The organism is Halobacteriovorax sp. JY17, assembly GCF_002753895.1.
In the GTDB taxonomy this organism is placed as follows: Bacteria; Bdellovibrionota; Bacteriovoracia; order Bacteriovoracales; family Bacteriovoracaceae; genus Halobacteriovorax.
Map to the genome: position 1 here is coordinate 174,761 of NZ_NJER01000001.1, position 17,880 is coordinate 192,640.

General features: G+C 36.1%; 13 protein-coding genes. 6 read left to right on the forward strand and 7 right to left on the reverse strand.

Translation table 11 applies throughout. The annotated features are described in order from the left end of the window. Positions 1-71 precede the first annotated feature (71 nt). A complete protein-coding gene (locus tag CES88_RS00825; RefSeq protein WP_290729643.1) occupies positions 72-5,600 on the forward strand; it encodes a hypothetical protein in 5,529 nt (1,842 codons plus the stop codon). Positions 5,601-5,608: 8 nt separating this feature from the next. Here the strand turns inward: CES88_RS00825 and argS are convergent, their stop codons facing one another. Then, positions 5,609-7,366, reverse strand: a complete 1,758-nt coding sequence (argS, locus tag CES88_RS00830; RefSeq protein WP_290729646.1) for an arginine--tRNA ligase — start codon at positions 7,364-7,366, stop codon at positions 5,609-5,611. A 30-nt stretch (positions 7,367-7,396) separates the two neighbouring features. Here argS and CES88_RS00835 point away from each other — a divergent pair, with 30 nt between their 5' ends. Further along, on the forward strand, positions 7,397-7,822 hold the full coding sequence (locus CES88_RS00835; RefSeq protein ID WP_290729648.1) for a hypothetical protein: 426 nt from the start codon (positions 7,397-7,399) through the stop codon (positions 7,820-7,822). Here CES88_RS00835 and CES88_RS00840 read toward each other — a convergent pair. Both CES88_RS00840 and CES88_RS00845 read right to left on the reverse strand, forming a co-directional pair. Next, positions 7,819-8,256, reverse strand: a complete 438-nt coding sequence (locus CES88_RS00840) for a GNAT family N-acetyltransferase (RefSeq protein WP_290729651.1) — start codon at positions 8,254-8,256, stop codon at positions 7,819-7,821. The two genes, CES88_RS00835 and CES88_RS00840, sit on opposite strands and share 4 nt — an antisense overlap. 88 nt (positions 8,257-8,344) lie before the next feature. Further along, on the reverse strand, positions 8,345-8,977 hold the full coding sequence (locus CES88_RS00845; protein WP_290729653.1) for a hypothetical protein: 633 nt from the start codon (positions 8,975-8,977) through the stop codon (positions 8,345-8,347). 84 nt (positions 8,978-9,061) lie between these two features. Here CES88_RS00845 and CES88_RS00850 point away from each other — a divergent pair, with 84 nt between their 5' ends. The 4 genes from CES88_RS00850 (at position 9,062) to CES88_RS00865 (ending at position 13,752) form a co-directional block, all read left to right on the forward strand. Then, positions 9,062-11,164, forward strand: coding sequence for a toprim domain-containing protein (locus CES88_RS00850; protein WP_290729656.1), 2,103 nt, complete (start codon positions 9,062-9,064; stop codon positions 11,162-11,164). 14 nt (positions 11,165-11,178) lie between these two features. Then, the gene (locus CES88_RS00855) at positions 11,179-12,627 is read left to right on the forward strand and encodes a DNA gyrase subunit A (protein WP_290729659.1); all 1,449 of its coding nucleotides are present in this window, start codon (positions 11,179-11,181) and stop codon (positions 12,625-12,627) included. A gap of 232 nt (positions 12,628-12,859) precedes the next feature. Then, entirely contained in the window at positions 12,860-13,273 is a 414-nt protein-coding gene (locus CES88_RS00860; RefSeq protein WP_365992288.1) for an integration host factor subunit alpha, read from the forward strand. A gap of 44 nt (positions 13,274-13,317) precedes the next feature. Next, the gene (locus tag CES88_RS00865; RefSeq protein ID WP_290729662.1) at positions 13,318-13,752 is read left to right on the forward strand and encodes a MerR family transcriptional regulator; all 435 of its coding nucleotides are present in this window, start codon (positions 13,318-13,320) and stop codon (positions 13,750-13,752) included. On the opposite strand, the gene CES88_RS00870 is transcribed toward CES88_RS00865, so the two are convergent. The 4 genes from CES88_RS00870 to pilM are packed head-to-tail and all read right to left on the reverse strand — an operon-like array spanning position 13,711 to position 17,840. Next, positions 13,711-14,661 (reverse strand): polyprenyl synthetase family protein, encoded by a 951-nt coding sequence (locus CES88_RS00870; protein ID WP_290729665.1) that lies wholly within the window; start codon positions 14,659-14,661, stop codon positions 13,711-13,713. The two genes, CES88_RS00865 and CES88_RS00870, sit on opposite strands and share 42 nt — an antisense overlap. 54 nt (positions 14,662-14,715) lie before the next feature. After that, on the reverse strand, positions 14,716-15,648 hold the full coding sequence (locus CES88_RS00875) for a hypothetical protein (protein ID WP_290729668.1): 933 nt from the start codon (positions 15,646-15,648) through the stop codon (positions 14,716-14,718). Continuing rightward, positions 15,648-16,265 carry a hypothetical protein gene (locus tag CES88_RS00880; RefSeq protein ID WP_290729670.1) on the reverse strand — a complete coding sequence of 206 codons (618 nt, stop codon included), beginning with the start codon at positions 16,263-16,265 and terminating at the stop codon, positions 15,648-15,650. Before CES88_RS00880 ends, CES88_RS00875 begins: the two co-directional genes overlap by 1 nt. Further along, positions 16,266-17,840, reverse strand: a complete 1,575-nt coding sequence (gene pilM / locus CES88_RS00885; protein WP_290729674.1) for a pilus assembly protein PilM — start codon at positions 17,838-17,840, stop codon at positions 16,266-16,268. Positions 17,841-17,880 lie beyond the last annotated feature (40 nt).

Below are 17,880 nucleotides of genomic sequence, written 5' to 3' on the forward strand. Positions count from 1 at the left end.
AAACACTCGGCTTACCGAAAAGTATTTGAGGTAGAGCTACTAATAAAGGTAGCAAAGAGAGTTTTCTTAAGTTGAAAGTAAAGAATCTAATTCTTCTTATTTTTCTTAGTGTGCTAAGTGCTCAGTCAGCGCTGGCCCATAGACTTGTGTATGAGACTCAAGATAGCTCGAATAATATAGCAACAGGAGTTTACCTAAATGAAGTCACAGGTGATCTCGTTATTCAAAAGTATCAATTCTCTAAGAGTGAATTAAAAGCGAGAGATTACGAATTTCCAAAAGAAGTAAAATCTTTTGCTAGCTTCTATCATCCTCTTTCAAAGCTTAGGCCTGATATTGCCCAAGAAAAAATTAATATAAGTCTTCATCAGTCTAGTCCTGATATTCAAGTTGAGCTTGAGAAGGCCATGAGAATTCCTAGAGCAGCAGGTAATGAGTTAATTCAAAAAGTAAATTTAGCCATTTTTGAAGGTGGAAGTAATAAAGTTATTCCTGGTGGTGGTGGTGGTGGTAGTGGTTCTCAGAAGAGCTTTGCTATTCTCTCTGATAAGAGTGGTAAGCTTCTTCTTGCAAAGGGTAGAAATTCTAAGTTGAGCCTTCCTAAGGTCAGTTCATTTCCAAAAGATCTCGTAAACTCACTATCATCTAAGAGTTCTAAAGAATTAGATATTAGTACTCCAATGAAGGTTGATAGGGCCCTTTCCTCTATGAACTCAATTGTGAGAACTTATGACTTCAGTCAAAATCAGAGAAATGAATTAATCAATGAATTAAATAAGAAGAAGAATGCTCTAAGTACAAAGATTTCAAATATGAGCTTAGTTAAGTCTGTTATAAAAAATGGAGAGAGAGTTGATCTCTACTTTGATTTCAATGACGGGTCTTTCTACTTAAAAACATCTAAGAATGGTGTTCTTAAAGATGATGAGTTCTTTCCTGTTTCCGATGACAAGAATTTAGAAGATTTAAAGCATAAACTTGAAAGAGAAGGGCTCTATAGTAAGAATGAATTTGATGAGAGTTTTGATGATTACTATATTCAAAGTTGTGAGAGTCTAGAGAGTTTGCAAAGTCTACTTCCTGATCTCGATAGTAATATCGCCAATATTTTAAAAGTAAATGATAAGTTATGGGGCAGTTACTTAGAGAACGCTATCTCTAGTAAGCCGATTATTCTTCAAGATGGAGGGATGGTCTTTGCTATATCTGCATTAAATGAATCTCATAATGTTAAATTGAAGGTGAATAACAGCGGAGAAGTAATAGGTGTTGATTTTCTTGATGAAGAAAAGGCCACGAGAGATGGACTTAAAGTTAAGAGAGTTACTGAAAATGGAAAGGCCTATTTTAAAATAGTTGCAACTGACCCAATTAACAAAGAAGAGATAGATCAATTCTTCTTTGATTCTGAAAAGTCTGCCGATGGAAGAAATAGCGTTGCTGTCTACGTTCGTGGAAGTGGAGAGGGCAAAGATATTTATGATAAGAATATTTATAAGATTTCTCTTTCTGAGGGAAGAATTACTCAGGCAGATAAGAAAATACAACTTTCTAGTTCTAGAGATGATGCTTACCCTCAGAACATTTCTAGAGGGAGTGGGCAAGAAGTTAAATCTTTCTTCTTTAAGAACTTTTTTAGCTTAGATTCTAAGAGAGAGAAACTCGCAGATGAAATTCAAAGTGCGGTGAATGGTCAAATAGGATCAATTAACAAAGATGGGAAAGTCTATTTAAACAAAGGTGAAATAAATCAGGTCGTTTTAGATATTGTAAACGATGTCGAGAGAGATATTCCAGAGCTTAATGCCGATGTGGGCAAGCTGACAGCGAAGACATATGAGCACTCATATAAGAATTTTGTTTCTAATATCGTTCCTAAAATGGTTAAAGAACTTCTTCCTGGGGAGAGTGATAAATTCTACTCAGATATAACTAACGCTTCAATGCTCTCTCTTAATAGGTGTCTTGAGAAAGCATCTGAGAAGTCTAATGAAAAAGCTGCTGCTGATTGTATGGAAGTTTATATGAAAGAAGCTCCTATAAAAATAGGAGAGGAAGTCTTAAAGTTCCAATTGAAAGTAAATGATCAGGAAGCTTTGTCGGCGACATCTGTAAGCGAGTATACAAAGTGTATTAAAGAAAATTATGATGCGACTCTAGATATGGCCTACGTTAAAGGTTGTGTTTTTAAAGCTCTTTTGACAAGTGTAGATAAAGGTTTAGAGAGAGTCGTGTCCGTATCCTTAGAAGATATGGAGAATGTCTACAAGAAAAACGGAAAGAATATAACCCTTAATGTTAGCAGTGAAACTCTAGATAGAGCTAGGAAAGACTTAAGAGAGTGCTATGAGAAGAAAGGTTATATTGCCCCACGCTTATTCAAAGATAATTATAATCAAAGAAAGTTAAATTCTCTTGGGACTGACGAATTTAAGAATGACCTACTTAGTTGCTCTTCTCGTATCGAACAAGTCGTAGGAAGGAGTGTTTCTCAAATTCTTGTAAACCATGAGCTTGATGCAATGGATATTAAGGGGAGTGAGAAAGACCAAATAAGAAATACGACACTAGTTAGTGGTTATGATAATTGTATTGAAATTCAAAAGGGGATGGCCGAGAGATTGGCTGCAAAAGGTGAATTCTCTACTGTAAGGGCCGGACTATGTGCAGACCTTGTGACTCTTACAGCTACTAATCTCGTTATAACAAAGACACTTAAAGATAAGTTAGGAAACGATCTTTGGGCTGACCTTATGATAAGGGATAAGGCTCCGCATATTAAGTGTTTTGAAGATTTAAAGAGTGCTGCACGAAATGAATTAATAGAATCGGAAGGTCGAACCAATGGATTTGAAAAAGAGTCCGCAGAGTGTTTAAAAGAGAGTGTAGTTTGGGCCTCATATCACCTCGGACAAAGTGAGCTAGCAAATGTTTTTGCAAGTGATCCACTTTATCGAAATGTTTCTTTAAGTGATCAAAAGAAAGATTACTACGCTAAGATGATTCAGAGTTGCTTTAAAAAGAAGCTTGCAAGTTATGATTCTGTAACGGAAGTCTCTAGTTCTCTAGATAAAATTCAGTCGGCGTGTACAGTCGAGCTTGTTATGAGTGACTCTGCAAGTTCTGATATCTTAGCTCCTATTGTTACCGGAATGCTTGAAGATAGTGGTGTGGATAAAGAAATTATTGATAAGACTCGTGGGGATATTGTAGATAAAATGAGACAGAATGTTTCAAAGGCCCTAGAGAAAAAGGATCTAAATCTTGATGAAGTGGTGATTGAGTTTAAGAAAATTCAGGGGGAGGCGACTTACCTCGTTGCTGATTCAACAATAGATAAGTATGTTCACGATATGGTTCCAGGTGAAAATAGTGAGAAGATCTCTAAAGAATTAAGAGAGAAGCTATTTGAAGGGAAGTATAATTTTAGACCTCGTCTTTTAGAAGCAAAGAGTAAGGAAGACTTAGACTTCATTGTTAATCATATGACTGAGATTGCTGCTGTAGACTTAACTGAGCATGCAAGTCGCGCAGAGGGAAAGAAGCTTCAAGAAAAGGGTCTTCTAAAAACTAATGAAGATGTTGAAAAGCTTGCAAAGAATGGACGAAATTATATGGAGAAGTGCCTCGAAGAGAGAGCGCCTTCAGTAGAGTTAAAGACCCATCTAGATAGCTGTGTTTTAAAAGTGAAGTCTTCTGTTACTTATGATGTATTTGATGATCAATTAAAAGAACTTCTCTTTACAGGTCCTTATTCTGAAGCGTTCACAGATAGTGAAAGAGAAGTAGTCTATAAGAAGTTTATAAATGAAGATCTTAGAGAAGGAATTAATCAGTCTTATAAAGACGATAATCTCGAAGCTCTCCAATCGAAGTTCACTCTTGAAGCGACAAGTGTTATAGGAGAGAAAGTTCTAAGAAAATCTATTAACGATCTCTATATTGGAAATATCAATAAGTCCTCTCCAGATTATTTAGCTAAATCTACTGAGGCCAATGCTGTGGCAGATATTGCAAATGATGAATTACAAAATTGTTTAGAATCACTGAAGGGAAAGCCCGATGCTAATACTGAAGAATGTATCAATGCAGCTCGCTTTAAAGCAACTTCACTTGTCTTTGCAGATAAAGTCCGTCCATTTCTAAATTTACTAAGTAAAAATAAGAGTGTTCAAGATAGATTTTTAAATACTGAATTAAGCGTTTTTAAAAGATGTACAGAAGTTAAAGGAAATCTGGCTAAAGAATATACTGATGCCGTTAATGGTTGTTTGGTTGAGTCTATTTTTGATTTAGTCAGTGAGCTGGTTGTAAAGGGAAGTGAAACGACAGACTTCTTAAAGAATATTGCGGAAAGTGATTTATCAGATTTTAGAGTTTGTATTGAAGATAAGAAGCGCGATCTCGTAAAAAATAGTGCTGATCTTAAATCAAGTGAAGCAAGTAGAAAGAGTTTATATGCAAAAATAGATAAGAGAGAAGATTTTTGGATGGAGTATTTTAATAATTCTCCAAGTGAAGATTCTCAGAAGAAAATTGACTGGGCCATTGAGGTCGTGCAGGTCTGTGGACTGAGCAGAGCAGTTCCTGAAGTTTTAAGCTCTCTTAGACAATCAGGAAAACTAAGTGAAAAGTTATCTCTATCTAGAGGTGAAGAGCTCTATACAATCAACGCAATAGCTAAAGTTGAGCAATTTGCAAAAGACACTCTTCAAAATGGCCTTTGGCTAAAAATGGAAAGTAAAGAAACTGAATCTAACTCTACAGTAAGTGAAGAACTAGAGCTAGAGACTCTCTCTACTTATCTAGATCAGTATATGCCTATGATTGGAGAGTATCTAAAGAAACTTCACGACTATGATGAAAAGGGCTCTAAAGCTGCACTAGATAAATTATTAAACCAGATCCGGGCGGAACTTAAAGTTAAGGGAGAACTCTCTCTTGATGACTTAAAGAGTATTCTCATGAAGTCCGATTTAATAGATATCGTTATTGAGGCGGAGATTGCAAACTTTGTAAAAAAAGAAGCAAAGGAGCCTCTAAGTAAAGAAGGTGTAGATGCTGCAACAATTGAAAAGTTAGGATCGAAGAATATTCTTGGCCCAATCTTTAAGACAAGTGAAGGGAAGAAAGCTATAGCAGAAATAAAGGAGCAATTTATTGCGCCTATGCTTGCAGGTAAGGGGAGTAAAGATATTCCTGAATCAATCGTTACTGATGTTAAGCATCTGTTGGCCAAAGATACGAGAGTGGGAGGCTTTGTCGAAACATTGGCGGGAGCAATTGTTCAAAAGAAATTAGAAGAGAAGAGACCGAAGAACTTTGCTTCATCGGGAATTGCTTCAATGCTTGGTTACGATACAAAGGATTTCCTTTGGAGTAATTTACGCACAAGAAGAGAAAGTGGTACAGACACCGCGCAACAGCCTGTGAATAAGGCCCTGGGGTACTTTGGTGATAAGATTCTACTTCCAATGCTACTTAAAAATGACTTGGGAACACGGACTGAGAAGGGAATATTTAGAGATAGTAAAATTGATATTATGCAAGAGCGGCAGGAAAAATTCTCCACAATGATTGAAGACATTATGGAGCTATAATTATTTACTTACATTCTATTTGGAGCATCAATTCCAAGTAGTGAAAGACCTTGTTTCATAACAAGACTTACGGCCTTTGAAAGAAGGAGTCTCGCATTCTTGAGCTCCTCACTATCTGCTTTAGCTATTGGGCATTCCGCGTAGAAGCTATTAAATAATTTTCCTAATTCAAATAAGTATGAACAAAGAGCTGTTGCCGAATTCTTTTCGTGGCATAGAACAACAATATCATTAAAAGCAGATAACTTAATCATCAGAGCAATTTCACTATCTTTCTCTAGCTTTGAAAAATCAGCGCTTAATTCACTTGAGTACCCAAGCTTTTCACATAGAGAATTGATTCGGGCAAAGACGTATTGAAGGTAAGGACCTGTTTCACCATCTAGCTTTAGCCATTCCTTCATATCAAAGACAATCTTTCTATTATTATCAAAACGAGTCATTCCATAATTAATGGCACCCTTTGCAATGATTGAAGCTGTGCTTTTAATTTCTTCTTTTGTCCATTCGTCACTATATCTCTCTAAGTACTCTTTAGAGATATGTGCTTCCATTTGATTAACTAGGTCATTAAGTGGAATGATATTTCCCTTTCTAGAGCTCATTGCTCCATCAGGAAGTTCTACAAAGTTATACTGTAGGTGGTGACAATTCTTTGCTTGTTCAAAGCCAATTTTCTCTAGAACTTTAAAGACTTGGTTAAAGTGAAAAGCTTGTCTGGTATCGACGATGTAAATATTATTTTCAACACCAAATTCTTCAAACTTCTTTACAGCAAGGGCCACATCTTTAGTTGCATAGAGACCTGTTCCGTCTGATTTAATAAGAATACAAAAACCTAATTTATCTTCTTCTAGGTTCATTCCAATTGCGCCGTCGTCTTTAACTAGTTTTCCTTCTTGGTAGAGTTTATTAGCAAGTTCTAGAGAAGGAGAGTCTACTTCTGATTCAAAGAACCAGCGGTCAAACTTCACATCGGCCCACTTATAAGCTTCTTCCATCATGTCCAGTGACCACTGACGTGTCTCCTTCCAAAGATCGAAGTATTCGCCTTTCTCGCTTTCAAGTTCTTTTAAAATTGCCGTTAGCTGCTCACGGTTCTTGGCCTCTTTTTCTGTACCAAGTTGGTCTTCTAACATGAGGTTTGCTTTAGTATAAATCTTACCAAGCCATGGACCTTTATTTGTTTCAGGTATCGCTTCTTGATTGTGATACTTTAAAAACCAGAGGCACTTGGCAACGTGAGTTCCACTATCACCTGGGTATGTTACGGCCACAACTTCTTGGTCAGCGTAACGCTTGATTCTTACGAGAGCATTTCCAAGACACAGGTTTCTCATATGCCCAACGTGGAGTTCTTTATGAGTATTTGGTTGAGAATATTCGATCATTGTTTTTGGGCGATCACTGACGAGCTCTTTTTCAAAGAATTTTCCAGAGATGATCTCATCCGTAAGTGATCCTGCAAAAGTATTAGGATTAATGGTAAAGTTTAAGTAAGGTCCAACGCCTTTTGCTGCAGCAATAATACCTTTGGTTTCAATTGACTGAGCTAATTTTTCCGAAATAATATTTGGAGCTGATTTGGCGGCCTTCGCTAGAGGGAAGCATGGGAAAGCAAAGTGTCCCATCTTCATATTTGGCGCAATAGAAATAAGGTTGTAAATCTGCTCTTTAGAAAGTGCCACTTCTTCGAAATTTGATTTAATTGATAAATCGATAGCTTCTGCGAGGTTTTCTAAGATATTATTGTGTAAAATTGTCATAAATAGCTCTGGTAAAAAATTGTAGTACTTATGATATACTTAATTGAAATCTTTAGAAATGCAAAGGTTATAATGCGTAATGTAGTAGGCTTTTTATTATTACTTCTCTTCTCACATTCTGTGTTTTCTCAAACGGCTGAGAAAGCGCAAGAGATGTTAAATAAAGCAGAGAAGGATGCGGTTCTAAGGCGCAGGCTTGAGCCTAGAATTAGCGAGAAGTACTACCTTGGAAGGTTTCTCATTTATGACTGTGAGGATCGCCACTTTGCCTGTGTAAATCTACCTAGTTTTTTTAACTGTGAAGAAAAGAGAGAGATTGAAAAAGAAAACAAAAATGTTTTCTTCTCATGCGCGCCACTTAAGCAGTATAAGACTTTAAAAGATTGTACGGACGCTTATATGGGTTTTATCTATAGAAGAACTAATAAGGCGTTCTGCGTAAATAAAGTCTTCTAAGAAATTGTTTTAAACATGAGAAAGTGTGGACCAATTGTTGGAACTTCAAACTCCTCTCCGATTTTTTCAAAACCAACATTTTGGTAAAAACCTTGAGCTTCCGATCTAGCATTACACCAAAGCAGCTGGCAGAAGTTTTGCTTAATTATTGGAAAAGCCGTTCTTAGTAGGGAAGAGCTGAGCCCTTGTCCTCTATGCTCTGGCAGAGTGGCCATACCTCTTAAGCGGTATTGGTACTGGTCTTCTAGGATTTCATTTCTTTCAAAGTAAAAAGAAGCAACACTCACAAGTTGTGAGTCAATGAACGCTCCTAAGTGAAAAGTTTGTTCATCTTCATCGTGATCGAAGTGGCAATCTTCGACAGGTCTACCTGGTCTTAGAACAAGGTTTCTGATTTGATACGTATCTGATGCATTTATTCTTAGTACTTTCATAGTTATTTTAGTGTGTTTTATGGGTTTTTTAGAGTGTGAGTCTTTATAGGTACTATAGGAAGCATTGTCACGAAAATAATCTTTCTGGCTAGTAAGTGCTTGAAATTCTAAAAAGGTTTTCCATCGCAAGCTGTGACATTGCCTTAGAAAAAAAGGAGAAGATTGTGTTGGGAATTCCCGAATGAGCGCCTTCCCAGTGGGCAGTTGTATAGAATAAGCAACGATTCTTGTATTTTACTGCTGTAATAGTTCCCTTTAAATTCCTAAGAAAACCTTTATCAAATAGAAAGGGATAGCTCCCAACTTTTCTAATTCTTGGAATCTTGAAATTCAAAGTCATATTGTATGGAAGAAGACTCGATGAGAGCAGAAAATCTACTCTTTCTGATTTATCGTCATAATTGCTGCGTTTAATATAGCCAATATGATCTTTAAATGACTCGTAGTGTGAGAGTTTTTTAAGGGCAAAACGGCAGTTCTTCTTATGTAGCCCTGCAATATAAAAATCTAGCTTCTGTTTTTTTTGTTTAAAAATTTCAAAATCTTCGACTTGTGACTTGGTGTATATATCGCCGCTTAATATTTTTTTCCATACCGATTCTCCTACAGCTTTTTCGATACTTGAGGCATCAATTGGGGCATTCGATGGGAGGATAGGCTTGCCATGAGTGAGTTGAATAAGGGCTAATATAGTGAAAATATATTGTTTTATGTAACGCATCGTACCTTTTCTTGAATAATATGGCCTATTACTCTCAATAATATACTAAAAAGACGAAAACCTAAATGATAGGGAAAATGACGCATGAGTAAGAGCATTGAAGCTGTAAAAAGAAAAGGTAAGGCCAAGGAAGCTGCAATCGAGAGTAAAGACCAGAGGTGGCACTGTAGAAACAGAATTACCTTAGTTTTTGGGTCAAACGATGTAGAAGAATTAGAAACTTACACTTACGATGACGGTAAGCTTAATTTTAAAACAGTTGATTTTCATCAGGCTAAAAGTAAGGCCATTGAAGAAATATTAGATAATTGTATTGATGAATACTATAGAGGCCATGTCACAGAGATTCACTGTGAGTTATCAGCTGACGGTAAGAATGTTATGGTTGAGGATAACGGTATCGGCTTTCCAGTAGAGAAAGTTCCTCAGGTTTATAGCGAGTTTAGAACAGGTTCTAAATTCAAAGATGAAGAGACGGATGAGAAAGGATTCTTACATAGAACTCTTGGGCAGAACGGGCTTGGAGCCGCTGCAACTTGTTTAACAAGTGATGAGTTTAAGGTTCGTGTCAGGCACTATAATTCTAAGAAAGAGCAGACCTATACTTTTATCGACGGTGCTCTAAAAGTTAAGAAGTCAAAGCCAAAGCCTTTTAAAGGGCATTCTGGCGTTAAGATTGAGCTAACTCTTTCAAAAGAAGTTTATAAGAATGCAATTATAGATGAAGAACTTTTAAGAAAGAGAGTTATTGATTTAGCTTATAATAACCCAGGTCTAACATTCTACTTTAATAAAGAAAAATACATTTATAAGAAGGGACTTCTAGAGCTAGCACAAAGGATAGATCCTGCTACTGCTCAAGAGTTTGGTTCTACGGCCTATATTTATGAGTCTAAAAATACAAAGGGCAAGAAAGTAAAAGGTAAAATCGATTTATCTGTTGCTTTAAATATCGAACCTCGCTCAGAAGAAAGAGAGAGATTTATCTCTTTTGTTAATTCAACTCCTACTTTTGATGGGGGCTTTCATCACGATAGAGTAAGACGTCTCTATGTGAATGCCATAAAAGAAAAGCTTGCCAGAAATGCTAAGAAAGAAAAGTTAACTTTAGTTGATAATGATATTTTATCAGGGATAACTTTTACTATTGGTGTAACAATGCCAAATCCTAGATTTGAGTCACAAACAAAGAGAAAGCTTGTTCGTGATACTCATTTAGAAAAAGGTATTGAAGACTTAATGAGTAAGAACTTTGATAAATTTCTTAGAAAGAATAAAGACTATTTAGAAGCAGTGATGGAGAGAGCAAAATCTAGAAATAGATATCAAGAACTCAAAGACGCTTCTAAGATTGCTCGTAAGCAGAAAAAGCAAAGAGTTGAAAAATTACTTGATGCTAACGAAAGAAAGAAACGTGATCTTTGTACACTATTTATCTGCGAAGGGGATTCTGCCATTGGTGGACTTCGTTCAGCTAGAGATAAATTATATCAAGGTGGAATTGCCCTAAAAGGTAAGCCAATGAACGTTGCTCAAGCGGCGATTTCTGATATTTTAAATAATCAGGAATTTTCAGATATTATGGCGTCAATTGGTTTAGTCATAGGAGTTGAAGCTGAAATTTCAAATCTAAGATATTCAAAAATTGTTTTTCTTGCCGACTCTGATGTTGATGGTGGGCATATTAATACTCTTCTTACAAATTTCTTCTTCCAGTTTTGGCCAGAGCTATTTGATCAGGAAGTTATTTGTATTGCAAAAGCTCCACTCTTTGAGGTTATTACTGATAAGGGGACAAAGTACATCGAAACTCCTGATGAGTTAGAGGACTTTAGAGAGGTCACAAAGCTTAAAATTAAAGAGATTCAAAGAAATAAGGGATTAGGGGAAATGTCTCCAGAGGCATGGAAGCATGTTCTTTCTAGGGATTCTTTTACGGTAATCTCTGCAGACTCTGTTTCTAAGGCAAAAGAAATGTTAAATGTTTGCTTTGGCAAAGATACATCACTTAGAAAAGAGCTTCTAATGGACGGAGCATCTGCCTCAAAAGGTGAGAGTGTTTCTGTTTCTTCTTCGGGCTCTACTAAAAAAGCTCCGGCTAAGAAGAAAGCGAAAGCTGCGAAGAAGGCTACTGCTAAGAAAGCAAAAAAGAAAACGACTACTTCTTCTGGTAAGAAGAAGAAATAAGGAAAATATAGAATATGGAAGAAACATATCTACATTCAATGGCCAGTATTCCTCTTGAGGACATTGTAAGAGAGGAATATAGAACTTATCAGATCTATACGTTAATGGACCGAGCAATTCCATATTTAAAAGATGGATTAAAGCCTGGCCAGAGAAGAATTCTCTTCACTCTTTGGAAGAATCAATCAAAGGGTTTGATGAAAGTTTCATCGGCAACAGGCTTAGTTCTTACGCTTCACCCTCACGGACCAGCTTCTGTTGAGTCTGCCATTGTAAATATGGCGCAGGATTATACATTTTCTAATAATTATCCATTAATCGATAAGAAGGGTTACTTCGGAGAGAGAATGGAAACTTCTCCGGCAGCTTCAAGGTATATTGAATGTAAGCTTGGAAGAATTTCTCAAATACTCTTATTCGATGATATGGACCAAGTTGAGATGATTCCTAACTACGATGAAAAAGTTATGGAGCCTCTTAACCTCTTACCAAAACTTCCTCTTATGCTACTTAATGGTGCAGAAGGGATTGGAACAGGTTTCTCGTCAGTCATTCCAAGTTTTGGACATAAAGAAATTATAAGTTCAATGATTAGTTTTCTTGAATCTGGAAAGGCGAAGAAGTTAAAGCCATTTAATAATGGCTACACTCTTCCAATTGAAAGAGATCAAAGAGGAAGACTTATTTTCAATATGGGCTTTGAAGAAATTGATGGGACAATCTATATCACGGAACTTCCTCGTGGTTATGATGCTCAAAAAATTTACAAGTATCTTACAAAGTTTATGGATGCAGACTTCATAAAAGACTTTGTGGACTCTTCTGTTGATAACGACGTTAAAATTGAATTGATGTTTAAAAGAGGTGCCGAAAAGACTTTGAAAGAAGTTGAAAAAGAAATGGGCACAGCTTCAACTCAAGTTCCAAACTATACTCTTATCTCTGAGAGAGGGGTTAGAATTTTTGATAAGCCAGAAGAAATTATTGAAATCTTCTCTGGCCAAAGACTTGCTGTTGTTAAGAGAAGATATGAACTTCGCTGTGAAGGTTTAAGAGATAAAATTCAACAGAATAATGAAATCATAAAATTCATTAAGAAGAAAGAGTACGAAGTTGCTACAAAGTCGAAGAATAGAAAGACATTCGTAGACTACCTTGGATCTAAGAAATATGTTTATAACGACTACCTTGCTGATATGCCAATTTACAGAATGACGAAAGAGGAAGTCGCTAAGCGCGCGCTTATGATTAAAGAAGATACAAAACTTCTAGCGGATTATTCAAAGATTGCTAAGTCGGATAAATTGATCAAGAAGAAGTTAATTGAAGAACTTACGGAGGTGGGTGATCAACTAACAGCTTGGTTAAAAGCAAAAGACAGAGAACGTCTTGAACTTAGAAAGAAAATAGAGAAGAAATCTGCTAAGAAAGTAACGAAGAAGAAAGCTGTAAAAAGAAAATAAATTTAAAATGAAAAAAGGAGCCTTGTGCTCCTTTTTTTTGGTCAAATAAAGGTAGTATAAGACCCTGAAATGGCAAAAAATGCCCCATCTATTTTGTCCAGAATAGCTCTACCACTAAATAAAATAAAAAATGCGTATCTAGTTAATATTTTTATAGTAATCATTTCAGTTCTTTGTTAACCTATTAATATATATGGATTTTGAGTATTAGACTTTAATTCACGGAGGAAGTATGAGTCTTACTAAAGCCGACATTGTTGAGCGTGTTTACAAAGAAGCGGGATTTTCCAAGAAGGAAGCTGCGGACCTAGTTGATCTTGTTTTCAAGGTCATTAAAGACACTCTAGCGAGAGGCGAAAAAGTTAAGATTTCTGGATTCGGAAATTTTTCAATTAGAGACAAGGCAACGAGAGTAGGTCGTAACCCTCAGACAGGAAGTGCCATGGAGATCTCTGCAAGACGTGTTCTTACTTTTAAACCTTCACAGGTTTTAAAAGAAGACGTTACAGCAAGATTTTCACACAGACTGGATGACAAAGGGAAAGAAGATACATCTCTTCCTGCAAAGGAAGGATCTTCTAGAGCGCTTAGTTCGTTTATGAATAATACTGAGGACATCGATGGCGATGACCTTGATTTTGATTAGACTCTAGCTCACTAACGGAGCTTAGAGTTCCTTAAGGGGATACTATGAGCAACCAGATCGAGATTCCAAATAAGTCACACTTTAAATTAAATGAAGTGTGCTCTTTAACAGGCGTTAAGCCGTATGTTCTAAGATTTTGGGAAAGTGAGTTTGATCATATCTCTCCAGTGTTATCATCATCAGGTCAGAAGCTTTTTGAACACAAAGACATAGAGGCAATAGCCTTTATCAAAAAGCTTCTCTTTGAAGACAAGATGAGTATCGAACAGGCAAGAGCTGAGTTAGACCTTAAGTTAATTTCAACTGAGACTGAAGTTCTTATTGAAACTGAAGACCATTCAGTTGAGAAAGTTTCAAGAGAGAGATTCACAAGAAACTTATCTGATTCAGATATTCAAAAGCTTGTAATGGCCAAGGCAAAATTAAGTTCGCTTATTTCATCTGTTGATTCTATTAAGCAAAGAAATAATTGGCACTAAATCTACCTTAGAGTGTTTCGTAATATTACCTTCTCCTTCTGTGAGAAGGTTTTCAATCTTCTGAAAATAATTTGATAGAACTCTCTTGGTCTGAATCAATTGCTCTTTTTCAATTATCGAATCAATTTTTTCTAAATCACTTATAATTTCAAGAAGGCATTTATTTGAATTTTCAGTGAGCCATGGATTAACAGCCAGTTCATGCTCTGTGAGTACCTCGTCGACAAGTTCAGTAAGATCATCTAAGAGTTGAAAAACAATTCCTACGCAGTGGCCTAGTCGAAAGAGTTCTTTTGAGATTCGGTAAGATTCACTTCTTGAAAGTTTATTTTCATTGGCCCAAAATCCTAGAAGGATAGATGTCTGAATGAGTCTAGCCGTCTTATATTGATGAGTGAGAATCAATTCATCAATTCCTTTTGTCATCTCTTCACTTAAATCAAGATATTGTCCTTGGATAAGTCCTTTAGGTCCTAGGGCCCAGCTAAAGAATTTTAGCATTACGGGTAGGGCTTCTCCCTCAAACTTTGAGAGAAGGGCAAATGAAGCTGTCTGTAGGCCATCACCTGCTAGTAGCGCCTTCCATTCGTTAAATTTAATATGAGTGCTGGCCTTTCCTCTTCTTTCATCGTCGTTATCCATTGAGGGGAGGTCGTCGTGTAGGAGAGTGTAGGCGTGATGAAGCTCAACCGCCGAAGCTAAGTAGTTAATTGAATTCTTTGGATTATCTAGAAAACTTAAATCTTCTCTATCATTTGAAAAGTCAGCGTAGAGTGCTGCCACTAACTGCGGTCTGAATGCTTTTCCTGGAGGGAGGACACCGTAGCGATAAACTTCTGCAAAAGGGTGTTTTGGAATAACTAATTCCAAATGACTTTCAATATTTCTAACGATTTGTTCAATATTCATAACCCTTCCTTTGAAGGGTTAAATTAGCAAAATATAATGTTTTTGAAAAGTTGCTTAATTGAAACTTGGTATTGGAGCAGAGAATTTTCCGCCAACCTTGAACTTGAAAAAGCCCTTGCTTGTAGATTCTCTGCCACTTAGCATCATGTTGATAATGGCAAAACTCTCTAGAAACTCTGGTGTGAATTTAATCTCACCATTGAGGTCTAGTGAAGAGTTAGGGATATTGTGAGAATTGAGCTTAATCGTACCTGAGGCCTCTGCAAGAACAGGTGAGGTAGGAGCTCCAAGTTGAAAGTCTTGAATCTCTAGTAATTCTTTCGCATTTATACTTCCCTTTAATTGAACAGAGCCAATCGGAAGGTTTGGAAGGTCGAAGCCTCCGATATTTTGAGCAGGTATAGAAAGATTAGTAGAAGTTATTAAGAAATCAGATTCAGCAATTTTTCCACCATCAATTTTAATTAGAGACTCTAGTTCGATGTCTCCAGTAAAGCTTAGAGATTTAGCACCCAGAAACTCTCTTAGAGTTTTATGAGATATTGAGGACTTTTCTACTTTGATTACCTGCCCACCTAAACCAATAGTTGGATAAATATTTATAACAGATAATTTGTGTTTAATTTTTGTATGCAGTTTTATTCCAAGTGGCCAAAAGCTTGGAGATTGAAAACTAATAGCTAGGTCTGAAAGTTTTAATGAAGAAGATGGGTTATTGTAACATCTTCCATTTACGATTGGTTTCGTTAGAATAACTTTTGGCATAAACCATTCAAACTTCATTTCGTCATAAGTTATTGGACAGGCCGGATTAGAGGTAATAGCGGCTTCTGCTTGGGCCTTAATGATTTTTCCAATAGGGAAATTCATCATGAAGGCGATAGTCATGAGAAACATTGCTGCGATTGTGACTTTGAAATAGAAAGACTTTTTTTGAAAGTATATCTCTTCAGGTAATTCATTAGGGTGAACTTTAAGTTTAACCATTACTTCGTAACCTTTGCATAATGAGTAAACTTAATACTTCCGTCTATAAGACTTAGTTTGTCGTCTCGTTTTAAACTCATTTCATAAATTTTTAATTTCTCAGAGTCTAGTAGCCTTTGTAAGAGATCGGCTAAGTTCTTTGAAGTTAATTTAGAAATATTGATAGTCGCTTCAGACTTTTCAATGGCGCCAGACTTCTCAAGAACTTCAAAGCTAACGACTTTTACTGAACTTGAGTCTATTCCTTTTTGTGAAGTAATTCTCTGAAGTCTCTTATCTAAATCCCCTGTATTCTTGATCGAATGAGGAGAAATAATTTGTCTGCCAACGCTCTCTACTTCAGATTTCTTAGCATTAAAGTAGTTAATCTCTGAGAGAATTTCTTTTTTTATCGAAATTTCAGACTTTAGCATTGAGTTTGAAATCATAACAATAGTGAGAACAACAAATGGAATTAGAATGAGAAGAAATGATCCAACTTGACTGAAAATCTTGTGTTGCTGCTCTGTGAGAGTGTTTAGAGCATCATTGATTTTTGACTTTACTTCACTTTCTTTGAAAACATCTAGTTGTTTAAAAATAAAGTCATCAATATGTTTTGTTATAATTTTCTTCATTTAATTATCCAAAAAACTTATAGTCATATTAGTTGCGTTTTCTTTGTAATTTACTTCAAGCTTTTCAAATGGCCCAAGCTTTAAGTGCGATTGTAAGACTTCAAGTTCTTTTGGCTCTTTTGAGCTGAAGATTACTCGAACACTACCATTCTTATTTTCGTAAAATTCCATATTCACTAATTCATTTCTTGAAATATATTCACTTAATTGAATAAGAGCATTTGTTGCATTAACTTCTGTTGCGGACATAATCGTCTTAACTTCTTGCTTTACCATGCGGTTCTTTTTTTGCATGATTTTTAGAATACTTTCAGGCTCTCGCTTGTATTTTCTTTGATCACGTCTTGCAATTTCTAAACTATCAACTTTCAAAACTTTGGATATTCTACTATCTAAGTCACTATTTTGAGAGTTTAAGAAGAAGACTCTATCAATCATCATAAATGCCGAGAGAACAACAAGTATCATTACAGCTCTCGATAGAATAAATGAAACAGAGTGAAGAGAGATCGTATCAGAGAATCCACTCGTATACTTGCCAGTTAAAAAGTTAGGCATAGTGGTGGAAGACCTCTGCGCAGCTGCCATCATATAGGAGAGGAGGTATTGAGGCTTTTCTTGTTCTTTTATTCCTTCCATCTTTGGAGGGCTAAACTTTTTCACTTTAAGATTGAGTTCAGAGGTTAGAAAGTTTTCAATATTGTTGATATTAGAACTACCACCAGTGATATAGATATGATCGATTGGATTTCCAAATTTTACTCTATATCCAAGCTCCCAGCGCTTTAAGTCTAGCACAAGAGGCATAATCGCTTGATGCATAAGTTTCGCAAACTCTCGTTGCTCTTCTGTTACATCATCAAGTTGCTCTTCTGTTAAGAAGTAGCAATTTTCATGCTTATATATGACGGCTTCATCGACTGGGATTTGATAAGTTCCAGAGATAATATCATCAAGCGCTTTACCACCTAAGTGAGTTAGGTGAGAAGAGATCACTTCTTTATTATGTATGAAGTAGGCCTTAGTTGTTTCATGTCCAATATCAACAACGCAGAAAGAGCCTGAATAAGGCTTTTGATCTATAAAACTTTGAATTACTCCCATCTCTGTCGTTAAGATGGCCGGAAGTGTTCCCGTTTCTTCTAGATAGCTATAGTAATTATCAAAGTAATCTAGCTGAGTAATACTTACGAGAGCTGAGAAATTCTCTCCATTCTTTATTAGAGTAGAGGTGTAGTGAATATCTTTTAATGAATAGGGAATATTTTCTTCAAGCTGAAAAGGAATCATTTGTTCAGCTTTCTTTCTATTATTTACCGGTAGCTCTAAATATCTTGAACTCGTGAAATTATCTTGGATTTGATAAATAATTTTACCTTCAAATTGGCTCTGTCTTAAATAACTTCTAATGATTTCATTGTGAATTTCATTAGTCGTTGTTTCTGGTGAGAACTGTGAGCGAATTTTTGAGAGAACAACTTCTCGGTGGCCCAAGTATTTGAGTTGTTTTCTTTCGAGTCGGCATTCATAGAATTTTACCGAGTAACTACCTAAATCAATTGCGAGTATATTCATACATATATATTACCAGAATCATTATAAAAATGTGTCTAAA